This window comes from Paenibacillus flagellatus (assembly GCF_003217775.1).
Classification (GTDB): Bacteria; Bacillota; Bacilli; order Paenibacillales; family NBRC-103111; genus Paenibacillus_AB; species Paenibacillus_AB flagellatus.
In genome coordinates this window covers 332,699-356,545 of record NZ_QJVJ01000007.1, presented here as the reverse complement: position 1 = coordinate 356,545, position 23,847 = coordinate 332,699, and the positions used below count along the sequence as shown (strand labels likewise).

The following is a 23,847-nucleotide window of genomic DNA, read 5'->3' as shown; positions in this document are numbered from 1 at the left end:
CGTCGTCAACGTGGCGAACATCGCGTTCCTCTCCCCGATTGCGCACATCGTGCATTTTGTTGTGGAAATTACGGCTAGTATTCCGCAATTTTTCCGTTTTTACGTGCCTCCGCCAACCTTTTCGACGGTTTTTCGTATAACATACCTTAAAAACGTCAAAATCGCAATGCGAAAATTCAAAATCCCACAAAAATGTTTACGCATCCCCCATCATTTAGAGGGATTTCGCCCCGCCGCACTCGTTCCGCCAGCCCGGCCCGAGCCGTTCGAACAAGCTTAAAAGCGGATTTCCAGCGTTACGATTTCCGCCGGTCCCGCCCTGACGACGAACGAGCCGTCACCGGCGATGGACGCCGTCCCGCCGTACGGCTCGACCGGCTCTTCCTTCAAATCGACGTAACGGACCGAGGACGGCGCCTCGCCGAGACGCACCGTGGCGGCCGTCTCCGCCTTGGCCACGTTCCACAGTCGGACGATGAGGGCGTCCGACCGCTCCGCTTTTTTGCAGGCGCTCATCAATAGCGTATGGTCGCCTTCCAGCGCGAGCATGCCGCCTCGCATCGGCAGCGTGCCGTCGTGCTTGCCCGTCACCGTTCCGTACAGCGGGGTCAAATAGTCGTGCACCCGCTCGAACACCCGCGCCTCCAGGCCGTCTCCGGCATGAGGCACGATCGCGTATTCGGCGCGCTGCACGCCCGGGCATTGCGCCTCCGGCGTCGGCGTCTCGGGTCCGGCTCCGCCGACCCGCACGAGCGTATCCTCGCGCGACAGCCAGCCGACGGCGCGCAGCAGCGTCACGGCGATCGTCCCCCGCCCGTCGCGCAGCAGCTCGAACTCGGGCAGCCCTTTGTTCGCCACCGTCAATCCGCGGTCTTCCGCGCTGACGGTAACGTAGCCTTGCTGCGGCATTTGCCCGATCGACGGCTCCGGCCAGCCGTTGCCGAAGAACGACTCCCCGTCGCCTTCCGCCCCCCGCTCGGCCCCCCAGTCGCCCGGCGCGCCCGCCGGCCGCTCGACGACGTCGAAATGACCTTCGGCCCGCGATGCCCGCGCGTCCCGCCCGAGCGGGAACAGCGCCCGCAGCCGGTGGTCGCGGATCGCGTTGTCCCATTCCGTCGCGATGTCGACGCGCCGGGATTCGGCGGCCAGCGTGACGCGGCTGACGAGACGGACGACGGTCCGTTCGGCCGAACGGCTCAGCCGATCGGCCGTCAAGCCGACGGGCAGCGCCCAGTCGATCGTAACCGCGAGCGTCGCCGAAGCGTGCCCGGCGACAGCCGCCTGCACGGTTACGACCGCGTTCCGGTCCGTGTCCGTGCGCAGCACGTTGTCGTTCAGCGGGAACGCGTAGTTGTACGTATCGCCGGCGTCCCCGCTGCTCTCGAACGCGTTCAGCCCCCCGTACGTCTCGCCCGTCGTCTTGTCCACGACAGTCAGCGTCCCGTCGGTCAAGCTCGCCTCGACGCGCAAATACCGGTTTTCCAGCACGTTCCGTCCGACATGCAGGTCGGTCTGCGGCTCGCTGCCCTTCAGCTTCGCGGTCGTCTGGACGGCCGCATACGGGACGAGCTTCGGATCGAGCGGCTTCTCCCGTTCGGCGAGCCGGTACGCCGCGTAGCCGAGACCCGGCACGCCGGAGGCGACGAAGCGCACCTCGGTATGAAACCATTTGTCCGTCATCGCCATCCGACCCTCGACGGGAGCGACCTGGAACGGAACTTCGTTGCCTTCGTCGTCGAGCAGCCGATGGGTTCGCGGATGGACGCCCTTCTTCGGCTCGAGGCGAACCGTCGCAACGTCCGTCCGGCTCCACGGCAGCGGATTGTGGACGACGATCGCCTCCTCTCCCTCGTGCAGCGCGCTCGTATCGAGAAGCGAGTTGAGATGCTGCGCCGCCTTCTCCGTCACGATTTCGGCGATTTGCGCCGATTGGTCGAACCGCGGCATCATTTCGCGGTGCACCTGATCGATGCTGCAGCCGCAAATGCTGTCGTGCGGATGGTTTTGCACGAGCAGCTCCCACGCGTGCCAGAGCAGGCTCGCGTCATACTTGCGCCCCTTCCTCCACGCGATCGCCGACATCGGCTCCGCGTACCGTTCCAGCCAAAGCTGGCCCCGGAAGTTGAGCCGCTTCAAGTACATCCGCGCCGACAGGACGCCCGGCAGCAGGTGCGGCAGGTCCGCACCGGCGCCGCGGAGCTCGCCCGCGATCGTCTCGAGCTGCGGGTTACGCTCGCGAAGCGCCGCGACGAACTCCTTCGTCGTCGACCAACGCAGCTCGGCGAACCCTTTCAAGTCCTCGTTCACTTGCCGGATGAGCCGTCCGAGCCGGCGGTCGATCAACCGATGATCGCCGCCGTACGGCATGAGCAGGCAGTCGGTCGTCGCCCGCTTCGCCCACCGCTCGAGCGAGCGTCTCACCCGGCCGTACGTCTCGTCGTACGTCTTGTTCGGATTGTCGAAGTGAAGGAAGTCGACGACGTAATAGCCGTCGGGAAACCAGTAGGCGAGCACGCGGCTGCCGTTCGGCGCCTCCCAGGCGAACTCCTGCTTGAACGTCTCCTCCGGCCCGCCGAGCCCGCGCCAGACGAGCGCGTTGTCGATGCCGAAGCCGTTCAGCAGCTGCGGCATTTGCGAGATGTGCCCGAACGTGTCCGGAATGTAGCCGACGTCCTGATTGACGACGCCGTACTTCTCGGCGGTTTTGATCCCGAGCCACAGGTTGCGAATATGGGCCTCGCCGCTGACGAGAAATTCGTCCGGCAAAATGTACCACGGCCCGCACTGGATCCGGTTGTCGCGGATATAGCCGGTCAGCTTGTCGCGGTTTTCCGGGCGGATGGCCAAATAGTCGTCCAGCACGATCGTCTGGCCGTCCAGCAGGAAGCAGCGGAAGTCCGGATCTTCGTCCAGCGCGTTCAGCAGCTCGTCGATCAGCTCGACGAGACGGATGCGGAAATCTTGATACGTCGCCCACCATTCCCGGTCCCAATGGGTATGATGGTAGACGAATACGCGGTAAGGCGCGCGTACGGCTTCTTTCTCGGTTCCATCCAACATGGCGGCAGCTCCTATCCGTTGCATCGATTCTCTTGGTCCGTCATCCCTTCGTGCCCGAGCTGATGTTCATCCCTTCGATGAAATATTTCTGGAACAGGAAGAACAGCAGGATGACGGGCGCCAGCACCATGAGCGAGCCGGCCATCAAGTAGTGCCATTGAACCGCTTCGGTTCCTTTGAACGATTGCAGACCGAGCTGCAGGTTGAACATTTCCGGCTTGTTGACGTAAAGCAGCGGGCCGAGGAAGTCGTTCCAGGCGCCCTGGAACGTCGTGATCGCGATGACGATGATCGCCGGCTTCGCGAGCGGGATCATGATTCGCCGCCAGACGTAGAAATGGCTGGCGCCGTCGATTTTCGCCGCTTCGATCAAGTCGTTCGGAATGCCCAAGTAAAACTGGCGCAGCAGGAAAATTTGGAACGCCGAGCCGAAAAAGCCCGGAATCGTGAGCGGCAAGTACGTGCCGACCCAGCCCATTTTCGAAAACAGAATATATTGCGGAATGAGCGTGCAAAAGCTCGGAATCATCATCGTCGACAGCATGAGCGAGAACAAAAACCCGCGGCCCTTGAACTTGATTTTGGCGAAGCCGTAGGCGATGAACGAGTTCGACAGCACGTGGGAGCAGACGCCGACGCCGGCCAGGAAGAGCGTGTTCAGCGTATACCGGCCGAAGTTTCCTTTCGTCCACGCGTACTTGTAGTTCTCCCAATGGACTTCCTCCGGAATCCACGTGGGCGGGTATTTCATAATTTCCTTCAACGACTTGAGCGACGTCGAAATCATCCACCAGAACGGCGCCAAAATGATGATCGACAGCCCAACCAGCACGATCGTGATGATGATTTTGACGATCAATTGCTTCGTCTTCCGGCTCTGGAAATGGCTCGAGCCCGCGTTCGACAGCGTTGCCGCGCTCATCGGTTGTCACCTCCTTCATAATGGACCCAAAATTTCGAAACGAGCATGTTGATCGCCGTCAGCACCATGACGATCAAGAACAGGAACCAGGCCATGGCGGACGCGTAGCCCATTTCGTATACGCGAAACGCTTTCAGGAACATGTGGAGGTTGTAGAACAAAAGCGAGTTCATCGGCGAGCCCGGGCTGTTCTGGTCCTGCGCCATGACGTAGCCTTCCTGAAAAATTTGGAACCCGCTGATGAAATGCGTTACGAGCTCGAAAAACAGAACCGGCGTAATCATCGGCACCGTAATGTGCCAAAACCGGCGGATCGCGCCGGCGCCGTCGATTTCGGCCGCTTCGTACAGCTGCTCCGGCACGCCCTGCAGGCTGGCCAAGTAGAGCAGCATGCCGCCGCCGACCGCCCACAGCTTCATGAGAATGACGGCCGGCTTCGTCCAGGCCGGGTCGACCATCCAAGCCGGTCCTTCGATGCCGATCCAGCCGAGCGCGACGTTGACCAAGCCGGAGGTCGGGTTAAGCAGCATCATCCACAAAATATAGACGGCCACGCCGGACAGGACGGACGGCAAGTAAAAGATCGTCCGGAAATAGCGCATGCCGGGAATTTTCTGATTGAGGGCGACGGCCAGCAGCAGCGACCCGAGCGTCGTGAGCGGCACGTTGAACGCGACGTAAAAGAGCGTGTTTTTCAAGGACGTCCAAAACAAGGCGTCATGGTTGAACATCGTATCGTAATTGCGCAAGCCGACCCATTCCATGCGGGACGTGATATCGTAGTTCGTAAAGCTCGCGTATAAGGAAAACAGCAAAGGAAACATCGTAAAAACCAAAAATCCGATCACCCAAGGGGAGACGAACACATAACCCCAAAGCGACTCCTTGCGTTCCAGCGATAACGCTTTTCGTTTTTTCGTCGTGGAGACGGCCACGGGCTTCACCCTCTCTCTTTCGTTCGATTGATTGCCTCAAGCGTTCCCCGATCGATCGGAAAAAGGTGGAGCGGCATTCGCCAACCGCTCCACCCCGTACGCATCCGTCGAACCGGATTACTTCGTATTTTGCTTGATCAAGTTCTCGACGTCCGCTTGCGCCTTGTCGAGCGCTTCCTTCGCGCCGATCTTCTTCAGGATCGCCGCGTCGCGCTGCGGGTCGATCAGCTTCGTAAAGTCGGGCGCATTGAGCGGGGTCGGGAATACTTTCGTCCATTTCATGTTGTCGACGGCCGCTTTGTACACCGGGTTTTTCACGAGATCCGGATCGTTCGCCGCTTTGATGTTGGCGACGTTGTCGAAGTTTTTCTCGGCCCAATATTTTTGGGCGGCCGTGTCGGTCATAAATTTCATGAATTCGTACGACTCGGCCGGATGCTTCGCGCCCGCCGGAATTTCGATGACGAAGCCGCCGCCGATGCTCCAGTGGCCCGAGCCTTCCTTCAGCTCCGGAATCGGAGCGATGCCGTATTCAAGCCCTTGCCCGTAATCGCGGATTTCCGTGTAGAACGTCGTGTTGTTCGGCCAGATGGCGACTTTGCCGGCGATGAACGGGTTCGCCTGCTTGCTGCCGAACTCGGCCTTGAACGCGTCGAGGTTTTTCTGTCCGATCCGGTCTGCGTTGGCCAGCACGTAGTTCATCGCTTCCAGCTTGGCCGGAGCGTTGATGACCGGCTTGCCGTCCTTGTCGAACCAGTTGCGTCCGCCGTCGAAGTTCATCGCGATGCTGCCCCAGTCGAAGCCGCCGTATTGCGGCGAGAAGCCCATCTGCAAATATTTGTCGCCCTGCTTCTTGTCGAGCTTCTTCGCCGCTTCCTCGAGCTCCGCCCACGTGTTCGGGAACTTTTCGGGATCGAGTCCGGCTTCGCGGAACATTTTCTTGTTATAGAACATCATGCGGGTGTCGGTGTTGAATGGTAGCGCATACGCTTCGTTTTTGTACAGGACGGTGTTCCACAGCTCCGGGAAGAAGCGGTCTTTCACCGATTGGTCTTTCGCCAAATATTGCTGGATGTTCGTGTTCTGCTTCTTCTCCGCGCGGATCGCGGTGGCGTTGATATCGTTGATGATGACGTCGGGAGGATTGCCGGCCGCGACGGCGGCGAGTTCTTTCGTCCAAATGTCGCCGAACGGATAGTACGTATGCTTGACTTTGATTTTATCCTGCGATTTGTTGAAATCGTCGATCATCTTCTCGATAACCGGCCTGCGCTGCTCGGATCCCCAGAACGTCCAGAAATCGAGCTCGACGACTTGGCCGGATTTGCCGGAATCGGTGTTCGTGCCCGTATTCGTGCCGGCGGCTCCGTTATTCTCGTCTTTGCCTCCGCAAGCCGTCAGCACCATGCCGGCGCCCAGAACGACGGTCAACGTCGCGCCCAGAGCTTTTTTCATCTTCATTTGCGATGACCTCCTGTTTCTTCTTTTGTCAGCTTCAACATCCCACACCCACAAGTTGAACGTTTTTAACTGGTATAGCGCTTTCAACGTTGTTTTATGAAGCTTACAACCTTATTATTACCTAACATCCGTCAACAAGTCAATATGGTATTTAGGCATCGTTCGCCGTTTTTTTGGCGCTTTCTTGACCGGTTCGCTGCGAAAGAAGACGGTTTTTGTCGAAAAACAGGCACAATCCGCAAGGTGAACAGACAAAAAACGACGACGCCCCTCCCGGCGCCCCGGCGCGATACGGTCGCACCGCTTCGCCGCTTTTTATGGTGTTCCCGGACAGGCAAAATTATGCATCGTTTCTCGTCCGGGAAAGCGCTATACCGATCGCGGGCGCTGCTCCGCCGGTGATGAAATTCCGGCGCCTTCCTCGGCTCGACGCTCGGCACGAGCCCTTCGATCGTCGGCCACCCGTCTGGCCCCTATTCGATTCGGTCCGGCGGGAGCGGTCGCCGCGGCGGTTACCGCCGCCCGGCGCCCGGCGCCATTTTCGCAGCAGCATCCCGAAGCCCCGTTACGCCTCCAGCGTGTTCAGCGCGACGGAGAGGCTCGCCAAGTCGCCCACCTGCTCCCCGAGTCCGGCCGGAACGACGCGGCATACGCGCAGCGAAATCGGCAGCGCCTCCTTCTCCAGCTCCTCGAGCGTAATCGGCTCCAATATGGACCGCTGCCGGCCGTAAATGCTGCCGATGACGATCCTTTCCGGGTTGAGCAGGTCGACGATCATCGCCAGCCCCCGGCCGAGCTTCCGGCCGACCGTATGGAACACGTCCAGCGCAAGCGGATCGCCCCGCTCCGCCGCTTCGCCGACCGCTTTCGTCGTTATGCCGCCGAGACCTTCGGCCGTCGGGCAAAAGGCGGGCGGACGCCCGGCGCGGATCGCCTCCTCCGCCATCGCGCGGGCCAGCTGGGCGATGCCGCCCCCGCTGCAAAACCCTTCGAACGAGCCGGCCTTGCCGTAGCCGACCGGACCGTCCGCCTCGAGCCGGATATGGCCGAGCTCGCCGGCCATGTCGTTCGTGCCCGCGTACAGCTTGCCGTCCAGGATGAGCCCGGCTCCCATGCCGGTGCCGAACGTGAGGAACACCATGTTGCGGGTTCCGCGCCCCGCGCCCCATTTCCATTCCGCCAAGGCGCAAGCGTTGGCGTCGTTTTGCAGGCCGACCGGCACGCCGAAGGCGTCGCGGAGCGGCGTGACGACGTCGATCTTGTCCCAATGAGGCAAGTTCGGCGGCGACAAAATAAAGCCGGTCCTGCTGTCCAGCGGACCGCCGCAGCTGATGCCGATCGCGGCCGGGCGCTCCGCCGGACGTTCGGCGATCAGCCGCTCCATCGCGCCACGAAGCTTCGCGATCGCCTCCTCCGGCGTCGGAGGGGTCGGGAACTGCGTCTTCGCGATCACCTCCACGCCGCCGTCTTTCACCGCGCCGAGACTGACGGCGCACTTCGTCCCCCCGATATCGACTCCACCCAATACGGTCATCGCATTCGCTCCCTTGTCGCTTAACATGTAAACGGTTTCCCGCCATTCGGCGGAATCGCGCTCTCCTTCGAACATCGCCGCTCGTTCGCGTTTCGGTAACGTCACGTTCGTTCGACTTCGACCTCTGTCGTCTGAACAGTCCGGAAGCAATCGTTCGACCGTCGACGCTCGTCCTTTCGGAAGCGGCTCGATCGTTCGATCATCGCCGTCCGCTCCTTCCGTCCACCGCGCATTGAACCTTCCGGCAACTTTGCCGACGCCCAACCGCGTGCGCAGCGCCGCCGCACTTCACGCCGAGCGGCTGATCGCGGGCAGGCCGAAACGCAAGTGAGAGCGAAACCCAACGAAACGGTCCGAATGTAAACGGATTTACGCCTATTTTCCCGCAGTAACCCACGAGATGTCAATGCGATATTGCGACAATCGTCTAATTTATTTGTGGGAATGTGTGGTTTCCGCATCGGTTTTGAGTTTCTCGCATCGGGATCGAATGCCGATGTCCGTTCGTGCTTTTCGAGGAGAAGCGCACGCTATGCAACAAAGCGGGTAACGGGCCGTGGGCAGCGGACTTAGACAGCAGACCGCGGGGAGCAGGCTACTGACAACGAGCCCCGGGCCGTTTCCGGTAAGGAGCGGCGGTGCATGACGAGGGCCGACCGTCCAAGCGCCGCGTCTTCATTCGACCGTTTCGCTTGCTTTCATGGATTTTGTCCAATGACTCGACTCGTTCCGGCTCTACATATTAGACCCTATTGGAAAAAATCCAACCGTTTCGCCTCCGATCGCACCCGTCGGCCATTTTTTTGGATAAAATCCAACGAACGCGCGGATTTATACCTTCTCGGCCTTTTCTATTGGATGAAATCCAATCGACGGGCTATGGTAGGTTTATTGTGTTGCGTCTAGATAGGCGATTTCAAAGGCTTGGCTCATGTGGAGACGGTGAATGGCGGCAAGGTGGGAGAACCAATTTGTAACCAAGCCGGAGGATGTGGGCGAGCCGCGAGACTAGGCTGTGGCGGGGTCACAGTGACTACGGGCGGCAAGACCATAACCGAGGCCGCCGCCGAGTTCGAAGCCGGGGAAGGGACGCACGAACACCGCAACCGTCGTGCTCCCCCTCATCCCCTCACCGTTAGGGAGCCTCGTCCCGTGCAGCGCAAAAAAAACCGTCGGCAGGCCCGACGGTTTCCCTTATCGCTTCAAAGCACCCGCGCCGCGGGCGGCATCGGACGCCCGTACGCCGGTTTCGTAATATTTGCAGGCGTACCGCAAAAAGAAGCGCAGCTCCTCCCAATCGATTTCGTGGTCGCGGAAATCGCGCGGGTGGATGACGATCGTCAGCTTCTCCGTAAACTTCCTCGCCTCGCAGGCGGCGAGAAACGACCGCACGATCGTCTGGATCAGCTCGAGCCGCGTCACGCCGACGCGGGAGAGCCCGCTGCCGAGCACCGGCACGACGAGCGGGCCCATCCCTCCCCGGTGGGCCAAGTAGCTCCACAGCTTCGCCAGCGCCGCCTCGATATGACCCGGCGACGAGTGCGCCTTGCCGTACTCGTTCAGCTCGGCGATGGCCGTGAAATACGCCACCCGTCCGCCCGCGTCCAATCGGGCGACGGTGCCGATGTCGTACGTTTTGACGCGTCCGCCGGCCGTCGTCCTCCACGAATGCGGCTCGCCGGCCAGCGCCCCCTCCAGCATCGTCCCGAGCCGTTCCGAAGAATCGCAATACCGGTCCGCGAACTGTGCCTGCAGGCTGGCCCGGTCGATGCCGGCAGAGCGAAAATCGGCGTTGCTCCCGATTACGAGCGCGCCGTCAAGCTCGAAGCAGTCGCCGACGCGGATTTCGATCGTCGCGTCTTTGCCCGCCACCCGCTCCGTCATCGCGAGTCGGGGCCGGCTCTCCCATATCGTCCACAGAAGCCCGATCAGAAAAAAGTACGGCCAATTCGCCTTGATCCCATCGCCGATCGCTCCGGAGAAAAAAGCGGCGATTTCCGTGGCGAGCCAAATGACGGCGAACACCGCGAGCAGCGATTTGACGGCGTTTTTCGCGGAAAACGAAAAACGCCAATAGTTTTTCATAAAAAACGCTTTCAGCGTAGTCATTCGTCCCCGACTCCTTCCGAACGCCGTCAAGTGGCGACCGGTACCGCTTCCTCCTTGTCCGGCACGTACGTTTCCGCGACGATGCGCACGCCCTCATCGCCGGGCCGGCTCAGCCGGAAGGACCGGAACCGTTCCTCGAAGATGCTGAATTTGCGCCGGAACAAGCTCGCGACCGCCGGATTCGCCGTCGTGAATACGATTTGCGTCCCCCGCTCGATCGTCAGCTGACGCAAAAAATCGAGCAGGCCGAGCACGTTCAAGTCGTCCATGTTCGCGACCGGTTCGTCCAGCAATATAAAGTTGGGCGCCGTCTCCATGCTCAAGTGCATGACGAAAAAGATCGACAGCAGGACGGCCGTCCGCTGGCCGGTGCTCATTTCGTTGACGCCGCAGCCGTCCGCGTCCGTCCGCCCTCTGCGGAAGGCGACCAGCTCGTCGCCGCGCAGCGCGAGACGCTCGAATTCGCGCGGAGCGTGGAGCCGGACGAACAAGTCGCCGATCGCGGCGATATTCGCCTCGACGAACCCGTCGATATAGGCGGACAGCGGCCGCAGCCCGTTCAGCGCTTCAAGCGCCCGGCCGCACCGGTCCCGCCGAAGCGCGAGAGCGGCCCGTTCCGCCTCCAGGCGGTCCCGCTCCGCGATGTCGACGGCGAGCGGATCGCTCGTCCGCATCGTCTCGAGCAGCAGCCGGGCTTCCTCAAGCAGCTTCGCCAGCGAAGCCCGCCACGGCTCGATGCCGTCGTCGTCCTTCGGCCGGAAGCCGCGCTCGCGCAGCGATTCCGCCGCCTGCCGGACGCCCGCCAGCCGACGGAGCCGTCCGTTCCGGTCCGTCAGCCCGCGATCGGCGGCAGCCAGCGCGGCGTCGGCCCGAAGGCGGGCCTCCTCGGCCGCCTTCCATTCCAGCCGCAGCAGCCGGATGCGCTCCTCGGCGGCTCCCCGTTCCTTCAGTTGGTTGTCGGCGGCGATGGTCAACGCGGCCTGCAGCCGGTCCGCCGTCAGAAGCGAAGCGTCGAGCTTCTCCGCCGAGACGAGGGCGAGCAGTTGGTCGAGCTGGCCGATGCGGGCGAGCGTAAAGCCGGCCTCGTCCAGTCGGCGCGCCTCGCGCAAAACGTCCTCCAGCGCGCCCCTCGCTTCGTCAAGGCGGGCGGCCGCCTCGAGCAGTCCGGATCGGGTATCCGAAACGGACGCCGATGCGGCGATCGGCTTCAGACCGAGCTCGCCGGCATGCAAGTTCAGCCGGGCGGCCGCTTCTTCCAGCTCCGCCAGCCGTTTCAGCTCGTCGGCGAGATGGGCAAGCTCCGCGTCAAGACGCTCGTTCTCGCGAGTCAGCTCCCGTTCCTCGACCCTCAGCCGGTGCAGCTCCGATTCGTCGTGGCGGATGCCATGCTCGATAAGCGCCCGAAGCTTCGCGGCCGTCCGGTGGTCGACTCCGCACATCGGACACTTCCCTTGCGCTTCGTGCTCCTTCGCGTACTGCAGCCCGAGCGACTGAATGTGCGCGAGCAGCCGGTGCGCCGAGTCGGCCTTCTCCTCCTCCGTCCGGATCCGCTCGGCGAGCCGGCTCCGGGACAGCCGGACGTCGGCGCGCCGCCTCTCCAGCTCCTCCCGCTTCCGCTCGGCCTCCTCCCGGCGCTCGTACCCGAAGCCGGCGGCGGCGTTGGCATCCCGGCATACGCGCTCCAGCGGCTCCAGCAGCTCGACGCGCCGGCGCAGCGCCGACGCCTCGCGTTCCAGCTCCGTTCTGCGCCGCCGCTTGCCGCCGTCGTCCAGCAGCGGCCCCAGCCGCTTCAGCTCGTCCGCCCAACGTCCGAACTCGGCGATCCGCGCATCGAGCCCGATCATCGCCCGCTCCCGCTCGTGCAGCTCCCGCTGCAGCGCGGCCGGATCGGGAAGCTCGGCGCGGCGGCGCGCCGCCTCGTCCCGCGCCGCCTGCAGCTCCGCGATTTCCCGAAGCAGCGCGGCATCGGCTCCGCTCGCGTCGCCGAACGTCGACAGTCCGAGCGCCCCGGCCTCCGCCAGCGGCTTGGCGACGACGTCGGCTTCGCTGACGAGCGCGTACAGCCGCTCCAGCCACGCCCGGATGTCGCGGCCGTCCGCCTTCCTGCCGACAAGCGGAAACGATGCCGCCGTCCGCCGGATCAGCTTCTCGAGCAGCGGCAGCGCCGTTTCGAGACCGGCCGCGATCCGCTCCTCGCGCTCGCGGATTTGCGCGCGAAGCATGTCGAGCTCGGCTTCCGTCTCGACGAACCGGTCCCGCAGCGACTTCCACTTATCGCCGAACTCCTCCTTATACTTGCCCCACCGCTCCTCGATCAGCGCCATTTCCTCGCCGAAAACGACTCTCGCGAACGATTGGCGGTAGTCGGGCTGCCGGTCGTAACAGAACCGGTAAACCGCCTCCGAGGAAAAATAATTGTGCTGGTGAAACAGCTGGTTCAGCTGCGTGTTCCGGACCCGTTCCCGATCCCGGTGCCGGTAAAACCGGCTTTGCCGCTCCCTCCGCTCGCTCGGACCGGGCAGCGCGTCGAGCAGCTCCTCGCGGTCCCCGACCGCCAGCGTAAGGCCGCCGTCCCAAGGCTCGGCGCCGTCCCGGCCGGCCATCTCGTCGCGCAATATTTTGCCCGTGAACGCGAGCTCGATCGCTTCCAGCACGGACGTTTTCCCCGCGCCGTTCGCGCCTTCCAGCAGGTTGATCCGGGCAAAATCGATCGCCGTGTCCGGCGTCCAGCAGTGAGGCCGGTACCGAGAGCCGAAACGGATCGCGCCGAGACCGACGTTCGGCCGGCGAACCTCGAGCACCGCGGCCAAATCGCTCCCGCCTTCCGTCTCGCCGCCGTTCGGATCGGATGGAGCCGCGACAAGCGCGCCTTCGATATAGTCGGATAGAAGCTTGCTCGAATACGGCTCGAGACAAAACGACAAGCCCGCTTCCCGAAGCCGGGCCGACCAATCGGAGTACGGGTCGGAGCCGCGAAAGCGCCGCTGCTCCGAAGGGAGCTTCGCGACCGGAACCGTCTCCGTCACGGCCGAAAACGGCACGACCAGCTTGCGCCCGTACCGTTTGCCTCCTTCGATGCGACGCTTCCGGTCGACGGGAAGCCGGGCGTACGCATCGTCGCGCAGCACGTAAACGACATACAGGCTCCACGACCAATCCCCGCGCAGGCGAAAAAAGAACGGCGCGATCCGTTCGTCCTCGAACCGCTCGAACGCCCCGGCGTTCTCCGCAAGGCCGGACAGCCATTCCGGCTCCGCCGGGACGACCACGTATTTGCCCACAAGCAATCCGTCCGACTCGTGGTCGGCTTCGATGACGGCCGCCTCGCCTCCTTTGTGCGCGCGAATGCGAACGAGTCCCGCCCGCTCCAACTGTGCGATCAACGATTCCAAGCTGGATTCCCCCCTACCGTAAAATCGACGGGCGACCCGATCCGGGCCGGCGCGGTGCAATCTACCCGCATGGCGGGGTAGGCGACGGTCTCGTGGCTGCCGTCCCGGGTGGAAAAGACGCATACCCGCGTCTCCCGGTCTCTGCCTACGATGCCGAGCATCTTGACGGACAGCTCCCGCGCCTCGCGCTCGTTGCCGGCGTAAGCGACCCATACCCCTTCCCGCTCGTCCCCCTCGGCGGGGAACACGTTGTAATGCGGATAGTCCCCGGACAAATGAAAGCGGGGGCCGCTCTGCATATGTCTGAGCTGTCCGGGCAGCCCGGCTTCGCCCGCATTCAAGCAATAGATCAGCTTGCCGACCCGATTGGCGTACTCGTTGCGGACCGATTCGCAATCGTCGTCGATGTGCAGGCTGAGCCGGCCGCTCAGCTCCGGGTTGTCTCCGCCGGTTGCGAACTGCAGCTGTCCGGCTTCGCCGTGCCCGAGGCACAAGCCGAAAAACCGGTCCCGCTGCTCGGTCGACGCGTCGAGCGGGAAGCGGAACGGTCCGGCCGCCGCCTTCGCCACGACGTCGGGCAGCTCCGCGTCGAAGGGCAGCTCGGCCTCGAGCCAGCGGCCGCGGGCTTCGTCCGGCACGTAGAGCCGCTCGGCCTTCACGCCGGCCGGGATGCGGCTTACCTCGGCGACGGCCGGATTCGGCTTCGCGACGGCGAGCAGCTGCAGATGCTCGCGCTTGTGCGCGTACCACACCTTCACTTTCGCTTTATCCGAGTAGGCGAAGCCGAGCCCCTTCGGCAAATTGTCGCTTCTCGCCCTCCTCAAACTGTCGACCCATTCGTCCGTATGCTTCATATAAACGCACGACCACGGCGTCGATACGGTCATCGCCTGCTGCGGAAGACGAACCGTCGTCGACTCCGCCCAATTCGACGTCACGTACACGACGCCGCGTCCCGCCGTCCGCGAGTAGAACGAATCGCGCAGCCGCACCATGTCGCCGTGACGCGGACGTTTGTTCAGCTGCGGATGAAGGACGATCCAGCTCTCGCCTTCGCGGAAAAAATGGCCGGCCTCCAGCTCGGGATGAAACGCGTCCGCGCAAATGATCGAGCACAGCCGGTTCGGACCGTCCGAGCCGAACGCGTACACCGCCGTGCCGCGGGTGAGCGCGACCCCTTCGCAGTAAAGCTCCGGATCGGCGGAGGCGTACAGCTTGTACTGGGGAACTATGCATAATGTATGATCGTCCGATCCCATAAATACGTACAATAGCGCGCATACGAAGTCGCTCGGCTCGTATTCCCCCGGCAGCGGACGGACGACCTGCGCACGGCCGTGGCGTCCCCACGAGCCGAGCCGGTCCTCGAACCGCGCCCGCTCCTCCCCTTGACATGCCAAGCACCACAGCTTGCCCGAAGGCGGTTGAAGCTCGGGATTCGCCGTCATTTCGTCGATCATCTCGAGCGGAAACGAATATTCCGGCGTGAGGACGACGTCGGCCGTCGTCTCTCTCGCGATGCGCAGCATGTCCCGGCATAACGCGACGTGCGCCTCGTCCCGGACGTGCGGCCCCCGCCGCTCGTCGGCGTCGAGCTCCCCCCGGCATTGCAGCCGGAGCAGCCTGAAGGCGGGCGACGCGCCGGCCGCGAACGAGAACGAAGGGACGAGTCCCGGAAGTCCCGCCTGCTCGAATGCGTCTTCGATCCGTTTAAACGCGATGGACACGAATACCCTCCCTTCTTTGTCACATTTATCCAAAAAGGCGGATGGTGCACATATTCGATATGCGGGCGCCGATCTCCTCCAAGATTTCGTATCCGTTTTCATTCGGATTTCGCGAAAAAAAGATCCCCGGGCCGCAAAACCCGGGGATATCTTGCTCTATTCACGGTTCGGCGTCGACAGTCGCCACGGCTTGCACGCTGCCTTGCGGCCTCGATGCCAGCGCGTCGGCAAGCTCCGCAAGCAAGTCCGCGCGATCCGCCTCGATCTTCTTGCCCCGCTGCGCCATCACTTCGTTCCGGAACGCCTCGAATTGGCCGCGCTCCAGCTTCCGCAGCAGCGAATGGACGACGCCGTTCGCGCCCGGGCCGCTGACGGACCGCTCCGTCAGCCGGGCGAGGCCATCCGTCGTGACGCGAACCGTCACGACCGCCGTCGCCGCGCCCGCATTGCCCGCCGCATCCTCGGCCGTCGCCGTCAGCGCATGATCGCCGAGCTCCAGCTCGTAGGCCGGCAGACGAAGGAGCGGCTCGGAGCAGGAATGGCGGACGACGCCCGACCCCGTATCGGAGGCGATGCAGGTCGCCTCGACGACCTGATCGACGTCGTACTCGCCCGCGCCGAGTATCGTGACGACCGGTGGCGTCGTGTCGATCGAGAAGCCGACGGTTCGGGCTTCCTCCGTATTCCCCGCCGAGTCGGACGAACGGAACGCGATCGAATGCACGCCCTCCTCCGCGACCGATAGCGGCTCCCGGTAGACGGACCAGCTCGCGCCGCCGTCCCGGCTGTACACCGTCTCCGCGACGGTCGAGCGGTCGTCGGACGCGCTCAACCGGACGGTGACGTCGCTCGCGTACCAGCCGCCCCGGAGGACGCCTTCGACCGATGCCGTCGTGACGGGCGGCGTCCGGTCGGTGACGATCCATTGCATCGTGCGGAACAAATCCGGCGTTTTCGCGCCGCCGATGCCGGAGCCCCATTCGATGTACCCTTTCCGGCCGCTGCCGTCGTTGTCGTTCGCCAAGAGCGAGAAGCTGAAGACGCCGTCGCGGCCGGGCTCGATCGGAGCCAGCTCGCTCCAGGGGAGCGAGAGCGCATACGTCGTCCGCTTCCGCTCCTCGTCGCGGGTCACCTGCAGCGTGCCTGCGGTCACGGGCCCGGATGCGACGCCAGCCGGCGACATCCACCGGTAGACGAGCGGACCGGCCGTCGTTTGCGACAAGCCGTACTCGTACCATTCCTTGCTTCCACCCGGAACGCCCGACGCAAGGGCGAACTGGATGCTGTCGTTCCGCCATATTTCCGATCCGCTTGAGGCGAACGAATGGACATCGTCCTGCAGGTCGGCCGTCAAGTAAAACCGGTCCGCATCGTAGCTCAACCGGACGGTTCCGCTCAAGTCGCCGCTGCCGCCGTAGCCGGTCATTTTGACGGTCCCGCGAGCCAGATCGACCACAGGCGTTTCGCCCGCGGGGTCGCCATTCGGGTAAACCGGATTGTAGGCGAAGCTGCCCCGGTACGTATAAACGCCGCCGCCCGCAAACGAGACGGTCGCTTCGGCCGCATACGTCTCGCCCGTCGCGAGCCCTTCCGCCGGAATGATGTACGCCCGTTTCCCGCCGGGCGGAACGGCCGCTTCCAGCTTTTCGGTACCCGACAACGGCCCGAGCTTCCATTCCGCCTTGTCGACGATCAGCTCGCGCGTCCCCGAACGGTTCCGGACTTCCAAACGGATGCCCTTGCCCATCGGTTCCACACCGGTGAAGACGGGCGCGACGCTTACGTCGAACGGCTGCACGGCCTCGACCTTGTACCGGAACGCGCCTACCTTGACGCCTCCGTCGGCCAAGTACCCCGTCACCCATCGGCTGCCGGGCTCGCTCATGCTGTCGATGACCAGCTCCCGCGACGTGTTCTGCCCGGGAGCGGCCTGCACCTCGTACGTCCGGTCCTCCACGCGCAGCGTCAGCGCGATCGGTTCGGTCCCGGCGTTGTTCGTCTCGAAGACGAGCGCGACCGGCTCGCCGGCGGCCGACGGCCCGCCACGGACGGCGAACGTGCCGTCCTTGCCGACGCCCGAAACGTTCCCTTTCACGTAAATCGGCTCGCCCGTAAGCGTCCAGTACACATACCCGCGATAAGGCGCATACGTTTCCGTATTCCCCATCATATCGGTTATGGCGACCGGAACGTCGGTACGAATCGCCGCGGACGTCGGCGCGAGCGACCAGACGACGCGAACTTGTTCGCCGTCCTTGTCGAACAGGTAGCTTTGGATGCCGCCTTCGGCCGTCTCCTTGCGAACGAAGGTCGCTCCCGCGAGCTCGCGGGTCATCGCCGCATAAGAGACGTAACCCGGCTTCGGCGTGTACGCCCCCTTGGCGTCAAGCGCGTTGCGGATCAAGCCGAAGTTGTGCTCGTTGTAGTCGGCCTGAACGCCGTCGTTCATCAGATCGTACCAGACGACTTTCTCCGTGCCGCTCGCGAGGGCGATGACGTAGCTGCGGACCAAATAGTCGGCCTGCGTCTTCTCGTCGACGCCGTTGCCGCCAACATGGGTCGGCCAGCCGATTTCCGATATCCAGACCGGCTTCGGCTCGCCTCCGTTATACGTGCGGATCAGCGTATTGAGCCCTTCCATGACGCCGGCGAGTCCTTCCGGCGTTAGCGGGTACCGGTACGGATGGACGGATATCGCGTCCAAATATTGCATCCCCCCGAGCTTGAGCACCTCCTCGATCCAGCCGAGCGGCGCATCGGCCGTCGCCATGCCGACGACGGGCAGGTCGGGGCGGCTCGCCTTGACCGTTTCGTACGTCTTTTTCAACAAAGCGAAGTAATAGTCCGGCCGGGAATCGGCGGGACCGTTGCCCCGGTCGCCGAATCCGATGTTGAATTCGTTGTACACTTCGACCGCGTCGATCTCGTCCCCGTAATGCTCGATGTACGCTTTGACGTAGTCGGCGAATCCTTGCCGCCCTTCGTCGGTGTACGGCGTACTGTTGTTGTCGTAGTACGGGTTGTTGAAGCCGGAGACGAACAGGAAGCTGCGACCGTCGGCCTTCAGCCGTGCCATGTACACGTCCGGCGACGCGAACGAATATTGGCCCTTCGTCTTCTCCGTCGCCGACCATTCCATGCCGTCCCGGACGAGATCGATGCCGGCGTAGCGGATCAGCTTGCTCAGCTCGGCCGTCCATCCCGCATACGCCCGGTGCAGGTGGGTGGCGACGCCGAACGGCGATTCGGCCGCTTCCGGAATGGACTCGGACAGGATGGCGAACGACGTTTCCAATATGACGGGGTCAACCCCTGCCGACTCCGCCTCCACACGGAAATCGAAGTAGCCCCGTTTCGCAACCGGTACGGTGACGACGGCTTCCCCGTTCGCCGGCACGCTCGTCCCCGACGCAATCGGCGTCCCGTGGACGTCCGTGACGCTCCAACGGACGGACGGCCTCGCCGTCTTCACGACGAACCGGATCGGCTCGGTTTCCAAGAACACGTTGCCGATGGCCGTCTGGACGATTTCCGTCACCGGCACTTTCGCCGTAACGTACGGTCCGTCCTGACTCCAGCCGTTCGCCGCGCCCCCCGCTTCAACCTTGAACGTATACGTCTCGCCGGCGGTCAGTCCCGAAGCCGTATACGAGGTCGTCCCGCCGCCCAGCTCGGCGACAAGCGCCCCGTTCCGGTACACCCGGTAGCCCGTTACGCCCGACGGATGCACCGCCGCCGACCAATTCAGCGTGAGCTCCGTCTCGTCCATGTGCGAAACGGACAGCTCGCCGCCGGACGGCCACGACGGCGCGGATTCGACGGCCCGCTCCGAAGACAGCACGAGGACGGGGCGGTTGGCCGCGTTCTCCTTGCTGTTGAACGTGACGACGAGGCCCGTGGGGGCGCTCTCGGCGATGGCGAACCCCGCGGCACGGTCCGTCGCCAGCTGCTTCCTCACGAATGCGGTGACGTCGATGTCGACCCAGCGGTACGTTTTGTTCATCGGGACGTTCGCCAGGAAATGGTCTCGGCTCGGCCTCGTATTCCACGTCACGTCCTTCTCGCTCCAGCCGTCGCCGTCGATGCCGTAAAACTGAACGTCGACCGCGCTGCCGGTGCCGTCGTTGACGGCTCCGTACAGCCGCAGCTTGGCGCTGCCCAGCTCGCCCGCGAATGAGCTCAGATCGAACCGGAGAAACGATTCGCGGGTCAAGTTCGGATCGTTGTCCATATGCTTGACGCGAAGAAGCGGGTCCGCGCCGTAGTTGCTGCCCGCCGAACCGCCGGCGTTGACGTAGGCGTCGTCCGACGGGGACAAGCCGATGACGGTCGGTGCCGCATAATCGACGGACGGCCCTCCGGTCGTCCAATTGCCGGCCGGGTCGCCGGCTTCGACGGCGAACCGGTATACCGCGCCGTCGGTCAAGCCGCCCAGCCCGTATTCGTACGTGCTGCCCGTCACGGTCGCGACCGGCGCGCCGTTGCGGATGATCCGGTAATCCGTCACGGCCTGATCGTCCGCCGCCGGCGTCCAGCGGAGCACCGGTTCCCCGGCCGCCGAACGGCCGACGGTCGCGGCGCTGCCGGCCGGCCATACCGGCGGCCGGGTATCGTCGATCGGCGTATACGTCACTTCCAGATAAGGCCGATTGGCGGCGTTTTCCTTGCTGTTGATCGAGACCGCCAGTCCCGGATTGCGCACCTGCCGCATCGCCACGCTGACGATCCGGTCGCGCGCGAATTCGGCCGCCGCGTACGCCGAGACGTCCGTCTCGCGCCATTGAGCGGAATTGGAGAAATAGACCGAGCCGACGACGGTGCCGACGGCGGGCTTGTCGTTCCACGACATCCCGCTTTCCGACCATCGGTCGTCCGCCACTTCGTGAACCTGCACGTCGATCGAGCCCGCCGCTTCCGTCACCGAGCCGTACACGAACAGCTTCGCCGATCGGATCGTACCCGACACGTGCCGCAAATCGAATTTCATATACGTTTCTCTCGTCAAATCGGGGCTCGACGTCTTGACGGTCAGCGTGGAACCGCTTCCGTAAACGTCCGCGGCGAACGAGCCGCCCCGGACGAACGTGTCGTCCGCAGGCGCCAGCCGCACCGTTTGAACGTCAACCTCCGCCGATACCGGCGGGGGCGGGGCGGTCTCGGCGGCGAGAGCCGGGGCGCCGCCGAACGAGGCCAGCGCGCCAATCGCCAGCGCCGCAGCCAAGGCCGCGCTTCGAATGTCGAATTTCATGGATCATTCCTCCCTGTTTTTACGTTCGCATGCAGCTCGGCGATGGTGTCCGGTTTTGTCGATACGGTCAGCCGGATGTCACCTCCCTTCTCCGGCACAAGCCGGCATTCGACTTCGTCCGCCGTCGGGTTGATCGAAGCCGTCGACGCGATGTCGCTCTCCGAGATCGACAAGGCGAAGACGAAGCAGGCGTCGGGGATGGAGCGGAAGTCGAACTCGCGGGGCTCGCCGGCGTATAGAACAAGGTCGACGCCGGTCGTATCCTCTCCGTCGGCGACGTCCCAATCGAACGCCGTCGCGCCGCCAAGCGTGCCGTGCAGCGGGACGAGCCTCATCCGGACGCCGGGAAACCGGATGTCGACGGCCCCTTCGCGGCGGTCGATCGAGAGTCCTTCTCGGCTGCCGCCGATTTCGAGCCGAATGCGCAAGTCCGACGCCCGGACGACGCCGTTCACCGGGTCGAGATTCGGATGGGTGCCGCCGCCGTCCGTCGCGAAGCGGATTGCGTACAAGACGTCCCCCCGCCGCTGAACGCCGGCGAATACGGCCGACGACAAGTCGTACCCGTCGCGCAGCACGCGCAGATGGACGTAAGCGCACCCGTCTCCGTTCGCGACGTAGGCGAGCAAGTTGCGCCGTTGGTTCCACATGATCTCCGAGCCGAACGTCCCGAGCGAGAACGCGCCGTTCATATACATGGTGGCCGTTCGGGGCGGGGCGCCGTCCTTCGGCTTCGCGATCGTCCCGGCCCGCTCGCGTTCTCCGGCTTCGAGGAAGTACGGCACATACTTGTCCGGGCACCGGATGTCGTTGCCGTACCACGTAAGGCCGAACTCGAGCCGTTCGTCCGGCAGCAGCCGAATGTTCCCGCCGCACGCCATCTGGAGAAAGGTGAGCGTGCCCGCGTTCAGCATCGTCCGGTACGCGCGGCTGTGCGGCCCCGACCATTGCTTCAGCACCGGATGGAAATGGTATGCGACCATCTCCCAAGCCGTGTCGAGCAGCTCGGCGACCATCACCTTCGCGTCTTCGAGCCGGGTTTCGGTCGCGATGCTCGACAGCTCCTCGATGGCGACGATCGTATAGGTCGGGCTGTTGTACTCGGTAAACGTTCCCTGCTCCTTCGTATGCCGATAAAACTTCGCCAGACGCTCCAGCCCGTACTCCCGGCAGCGCGCCTCCCCGAACCGCTCGCCCGCGATCAAGGTGACGAACGCGCCCATGATCGCGATGTTCGTATAGTCCGGCCCGACGTCCCGCTTGATGATCGCGTCGCAGCTGTTGAGGACCGCCCGTTCCGTCCGCTCGAGCAGCTCCGGCGGAAAGGCGCCGCCGTGACGGATCGCGGCCAGCAGCAGCTGCTTCCCGCAAAAGTCGGCCCAGTTCCAGTCCGGCGGCGACATCATCGCGAGCGGCTCCTCGTAAAACCACGACCAGATGCCGAACGTCGGAGACGAGCGATCCGTGTCCTGCAGCGACACGACGCGGTCGATGATATCGAACGCACGGCTCCGGTGCTCCTCCTCCCCGCTGTCCAGCAGCGCGACGGCGTACACGAGCGATTCCCGCGTCGGATGGACGAGCCCTCCCTTCAGCGTCGTATGGTAGCCGGGGCTGCTGAACGGCTTGCGCAGCAGGCGCGCTTCCTCGTCGTATTGAGGGTGCCAGGCCGACAACGCCTTCACCCATTCCGTAGTCCATTTCCCATTCGTCCGCATGTCGTATCCTCCTCGCTTTGGGCAAAGAAAGGGACATTCCGCGCCCTAGCCCGTTTGGAGCAGCCTGTTGCGAAATGTCCCGTCCCGTCGTTTCTTCGGGCCGACCGGCGGCCGTTATTTCAAATTGCTTTTGTTTTTGTCATACCACTCCTGCACGAGCTTCTCCACGTTGTCGCCGCCGAGCCGCTTCCACTCCTTGCGCAGCTCCTCGATCCCTTGCTGCGGGGACATGGCGCCGCCGCCGGTGATGACCTTCGCTTCGATCTGCTTCGCGATCGGGTCGAACGTGGCGACGAGCTGGCTCAACTCCGGCAAGTCCGGCGAATACGGAATGTCTCTGCGGTATTTATTCTTCATCGCGACCGAAAGCGAGTCGGACTTCTTCTTCGCGTATTCCTGCGCCGCCGCATCTTGCGCCGCCATGACCGGAAACCATTCCGCCTTCGGATTCCATTGGTTGACGACGGCGTATTCGTTCGCATAGCTGACCTCTTTGCGGAACACCGCTTCGTCGATCCGTTGGGGGACGCCGCCGACCGACTTGTGGTGCACGTTTTCCAAGCCGTTCTTGAGCGTGAACCAGCCTTTGTCGATCATCCAGTCCAAATATTTGACGGCCGCGGCCGCCTGCTCCTCCTTCATCTTGCTGTTGAAGGCGACATAGATGAACGGAGCCGTCTCCTGGTACAGCCCGCTTTTCCCGTGCTTCGACGCGACGGGCTCGAGCGGGACGAGGTTGGCGGTTGGCACGTTTTTCTTCAGATCGGCGTAAACGGTCGAGATGTCCCAGCTGGCGAGAATGATGCCCGCCTTGCCGGTCGTCATGAGCTGGTTTTCCCGCTGGAAGTTCGTGTCGGTAATATATTCCTTGTCGATCAAGCCTTCGTCGAACAGCTTCTTCTGGAATTCGAGCGAGTCGCGGAACCGGTCCAGCAGACGGCCGAACTGCATTTTGCCGTCCTCCACGTACCATTGGTTTTCCTGGGACAGGAACAGTGTGCGCAGGATGCCGTTGCCGTTGCCGTTGAAGGCGATGCCGTACGTATCGGCTTTCCCGTTGCCGTCCGGATCGCCGTCCCTGAACTTGCGGGCGACGTCGAGCAGCTCGTCGGTCGTCGTCGGCGTCTTCAGGTTCAGCTTGTCGAGCCAATCTTGCCGGATCCACATCGCGTGGTTCGCGATCGTATCGACGCTGCGCTTGCTCGCGATCGCGTACAGCTTCCCGTCGATCGACAAAAACGGCTTCAGCTCCGGGTTTTCCTGCAAATACTTTTTGTAGCTCGTGCTGTATTTCTCGACGTACTTGTCGATCGGCTGGATGGCGCCTTGGGCGGCGAGCTTGGAGATGAACGTCCGGTCGTATTCCCAGATCAGCTCGGGCGCTTCCCCGGACGCGATCAGCGTATTAAGCTGCTGCTGCGCCTGATTGCGCGGCACCGGCACGATTTTCACCTTGACCGGCGCGTTCTCGTTGATCCATTTCGTCCACCGGTTGTTCTCGTACGTCCCTTCCTCGGCGGCCACCTGCCCCCGGTCGAACATCGAGATGCTGATCTCTTTCGCCATGGCGGCTTCGTTCGTCTTGCCCCCGCCGTCCGAAGCGGCTTGGTCGCCGCCGACTCCGTCGTCCCCGCATGCCGCCGCCAGCATCGATACCGTGACCGACAGCGCGACGAGCGCCGTCCGTTTGCGTTGTGATGGATTCATTCCCGTTTCCTCCCCTTTTTTCTCGTTTCTTCAT

Annotated in this window: 11 protein-coding genes; all 11 read right to left on the bottom strand. The window is 63.4% G+C overall.

Features of this window, described 5'->3' with window-relative positions; all coding sequences use genetic code 11:
* Positions 1-276: 276 nt before the first annotated feature.
* The 11 genes from DLM86_RS17315 to DLM86_RS17270 all read right to left on the bottom strand — a co-directional run bounded on the left by DLM86_RS17315 (position 277) and on the right by DLM86_RS17270 (position 23,813).
* The gene (locus tag DLM86_RS17315) at positions 277-3,060 is read right to left on the bottom strand and encodes an alpha-mannosidase (protein WP_158289529.1); all 2,784 of its coding nucleotides are present in this window, start codon (positions 3,058-3,060) and stop codon (positions 277-279) included.
* Between the two features lie 40 nt (positions 3,061-3,100).
* The gene (locus tag DLM86_RS17310; protein WP_110841293.1) at positions 3,101-3,982 is read right to left on the bottom strand and encodes a carbohydrate ABC transporter permease; all 882 of its coding nucleotides are present in this window, start codon (positions 3,980-3,982) and stop codon (positions 3,101-3,103) included.
* On the bottom strand, positions 3,979-4,926 hold the full coding sequence (locus DLM86_RS17305) for a carbohydrate ABC transporter permease (RefSeq protein WP_245954678.1): 948 nt from the start codon (positions 4,924-4,926) through the stop codon (positions 3,979-3,981). Before DLM86_RS17305 ends, DLM86_RS17310 begins: the two co-directional genes overlap by 4 nt.
* A gap of 108 nt (positions 4,927-5,034) precedes the next feature.
* Complete coding sequence (locus tag DLM86_RS17300) at positions 5,035-6,378, bottom strand: ABC transporter substrate-binding protein (protein WP_245954677.1); 1,344 nt, start codon at positions 6,376-6,378, stop codon at positions 5,035-5,037.
* A gap of 565 nt (positions 6,379-6,943) precedes the next feature.
* Positions 6,944-8,017, bottom strand: a complete 1,074-nt coding sequence (locus DLM86_RS17295) for an ROK family protein (protein WP_245954676.1) — start codon at positions 8,015-8,017, stop codon at positions 6,944-6,946.
* 1,089 nt (positions 8,018-9,106) lie between these two features.
* Positions 9,107-10,021 carry a macro domain-containing protein gene (locus tag DLM86_RS17290; RefSeq protein ID WP_110841292.1) on the bottom strand — a complete coding sequence of 305 codons (915 nt, stop codon included), beginning with the start codon at positions 10,019-10,021 and terminating at the stop codon, positions 9,107-9,109.
* A gap of 26 nt (positions 10,022-10,047) precedes the next feature.
* Positions 10,048-13,413 (bottom strand): AAA family ATPase, encoded by a 3,366-nt coding sequence (locus DLM86_RS17285; protein ID WP_158289528.1) that lies wholly within the window; start codon positions 13,411-13,413, stop codon positions 10,048-10,050.
* Positions 13,401-15,140, bottom strand: a complete 1,740-nt coding sequence (locus DLM86_RS32115) for a hypothetical protein (protein WP_158289527.1) — start codon at positions 15,138-15,140, stop codon at positions 13,401-13,403. The genes DLM86_RS17285 and DLM86_RS32115 overlap by 13 nt, the downstream gene beginning before the upstream one ends.
* Before the next feature lie 160 nt (positions 15,141-15,300).
* Complete coding sequence (locus DLM86_RS17280) at positions 15,301-20,388, bottom strand: CBM96 family carbohydrate-binding protein (RefSeq protein WP_110841290.1); 5,088 nt, start codon at positions 20,386-20,388, stop codon at positions 15,301-15,303.
* Positions 20,385-22,106, bottom strand: a complete 1,722-nt coding sequence (locus tag DLM86_RS17275; RefSeq protein ID WP_110841289.1) for a hypothetical protein — start codon at positions 22,104-22,106, stop codon at positions 20,385-20,387. The genes DLM86_RS17280 and DLM86_RS17275 overlap by 4 nt, the downstream gene beginning before the upstream one ends.
* Positions 22,107-22,220: 114 nt before the next feature.
* Positions 22,221-23,813: an extracellular solute-binding protein gene (locus DLM86_RS17270; protein ID WP_110841288.1), complete on the bottom strand. Its 1,593-nt coding sequence runs from the start codon at positions 23,811-23,813 to the stop codon at positions 22,221-22,223.
* Between the last annotated feature and the right edge of the window lie 34 nt (positions 23,814-23,847).

Coding starts and splice junctions, on each gene's coding strand:
- DLM86_RS17290 (WP_110841292.1), bottom strand. CDS start 10,021: ATGACTACGCTGAAAGCGTTTTTTATGAAAAACTATTGGCGTTTTTCG.
- DLM86_RS17300 (WP_245954677.1), bottom strand. CDS start 6,378: ATGAAGATGAAAAAAGCTCTGGGCGCGACGTTGACCGTCGTTCTGGGC.
- DLM86_RS17275 (WP_110841289.1), bottom strand. CDS start 22,106: ATGCGGACGAATGGGAAATGGACTACGGAATGGGTGAAGGCGTTGTCG.
- DLM86_RS17270 (WP_110841288.1), bottom strand. CDS start 23,813: ATGAATCCATCACAACGCAAACGGACGGCGCTCGTCGCGCTGTCGGTC.
- DLM86_RS17310 (WP_110841293.1), bottom strand. CDS start 3,982: ATGAGCGCGGCAACGCTGTCGAACGCGGGCTCGAGCCATTTCCAGAGC.
- DLM86_RS17280 (WP_110841290.1), bottom strand. CDS start 20,388: ATGAAATTCGACATTCGAAGCGCGGCCTTGGCTGCGGCGCTGGCGATT.
- DLM86_RS17315 (WP_158289529.1), bottom strand. CDS start 3,060: ATGTTGGATGGAACCGAGAAAGAAGCCGTACGCGCGCCTTACCGCGTA.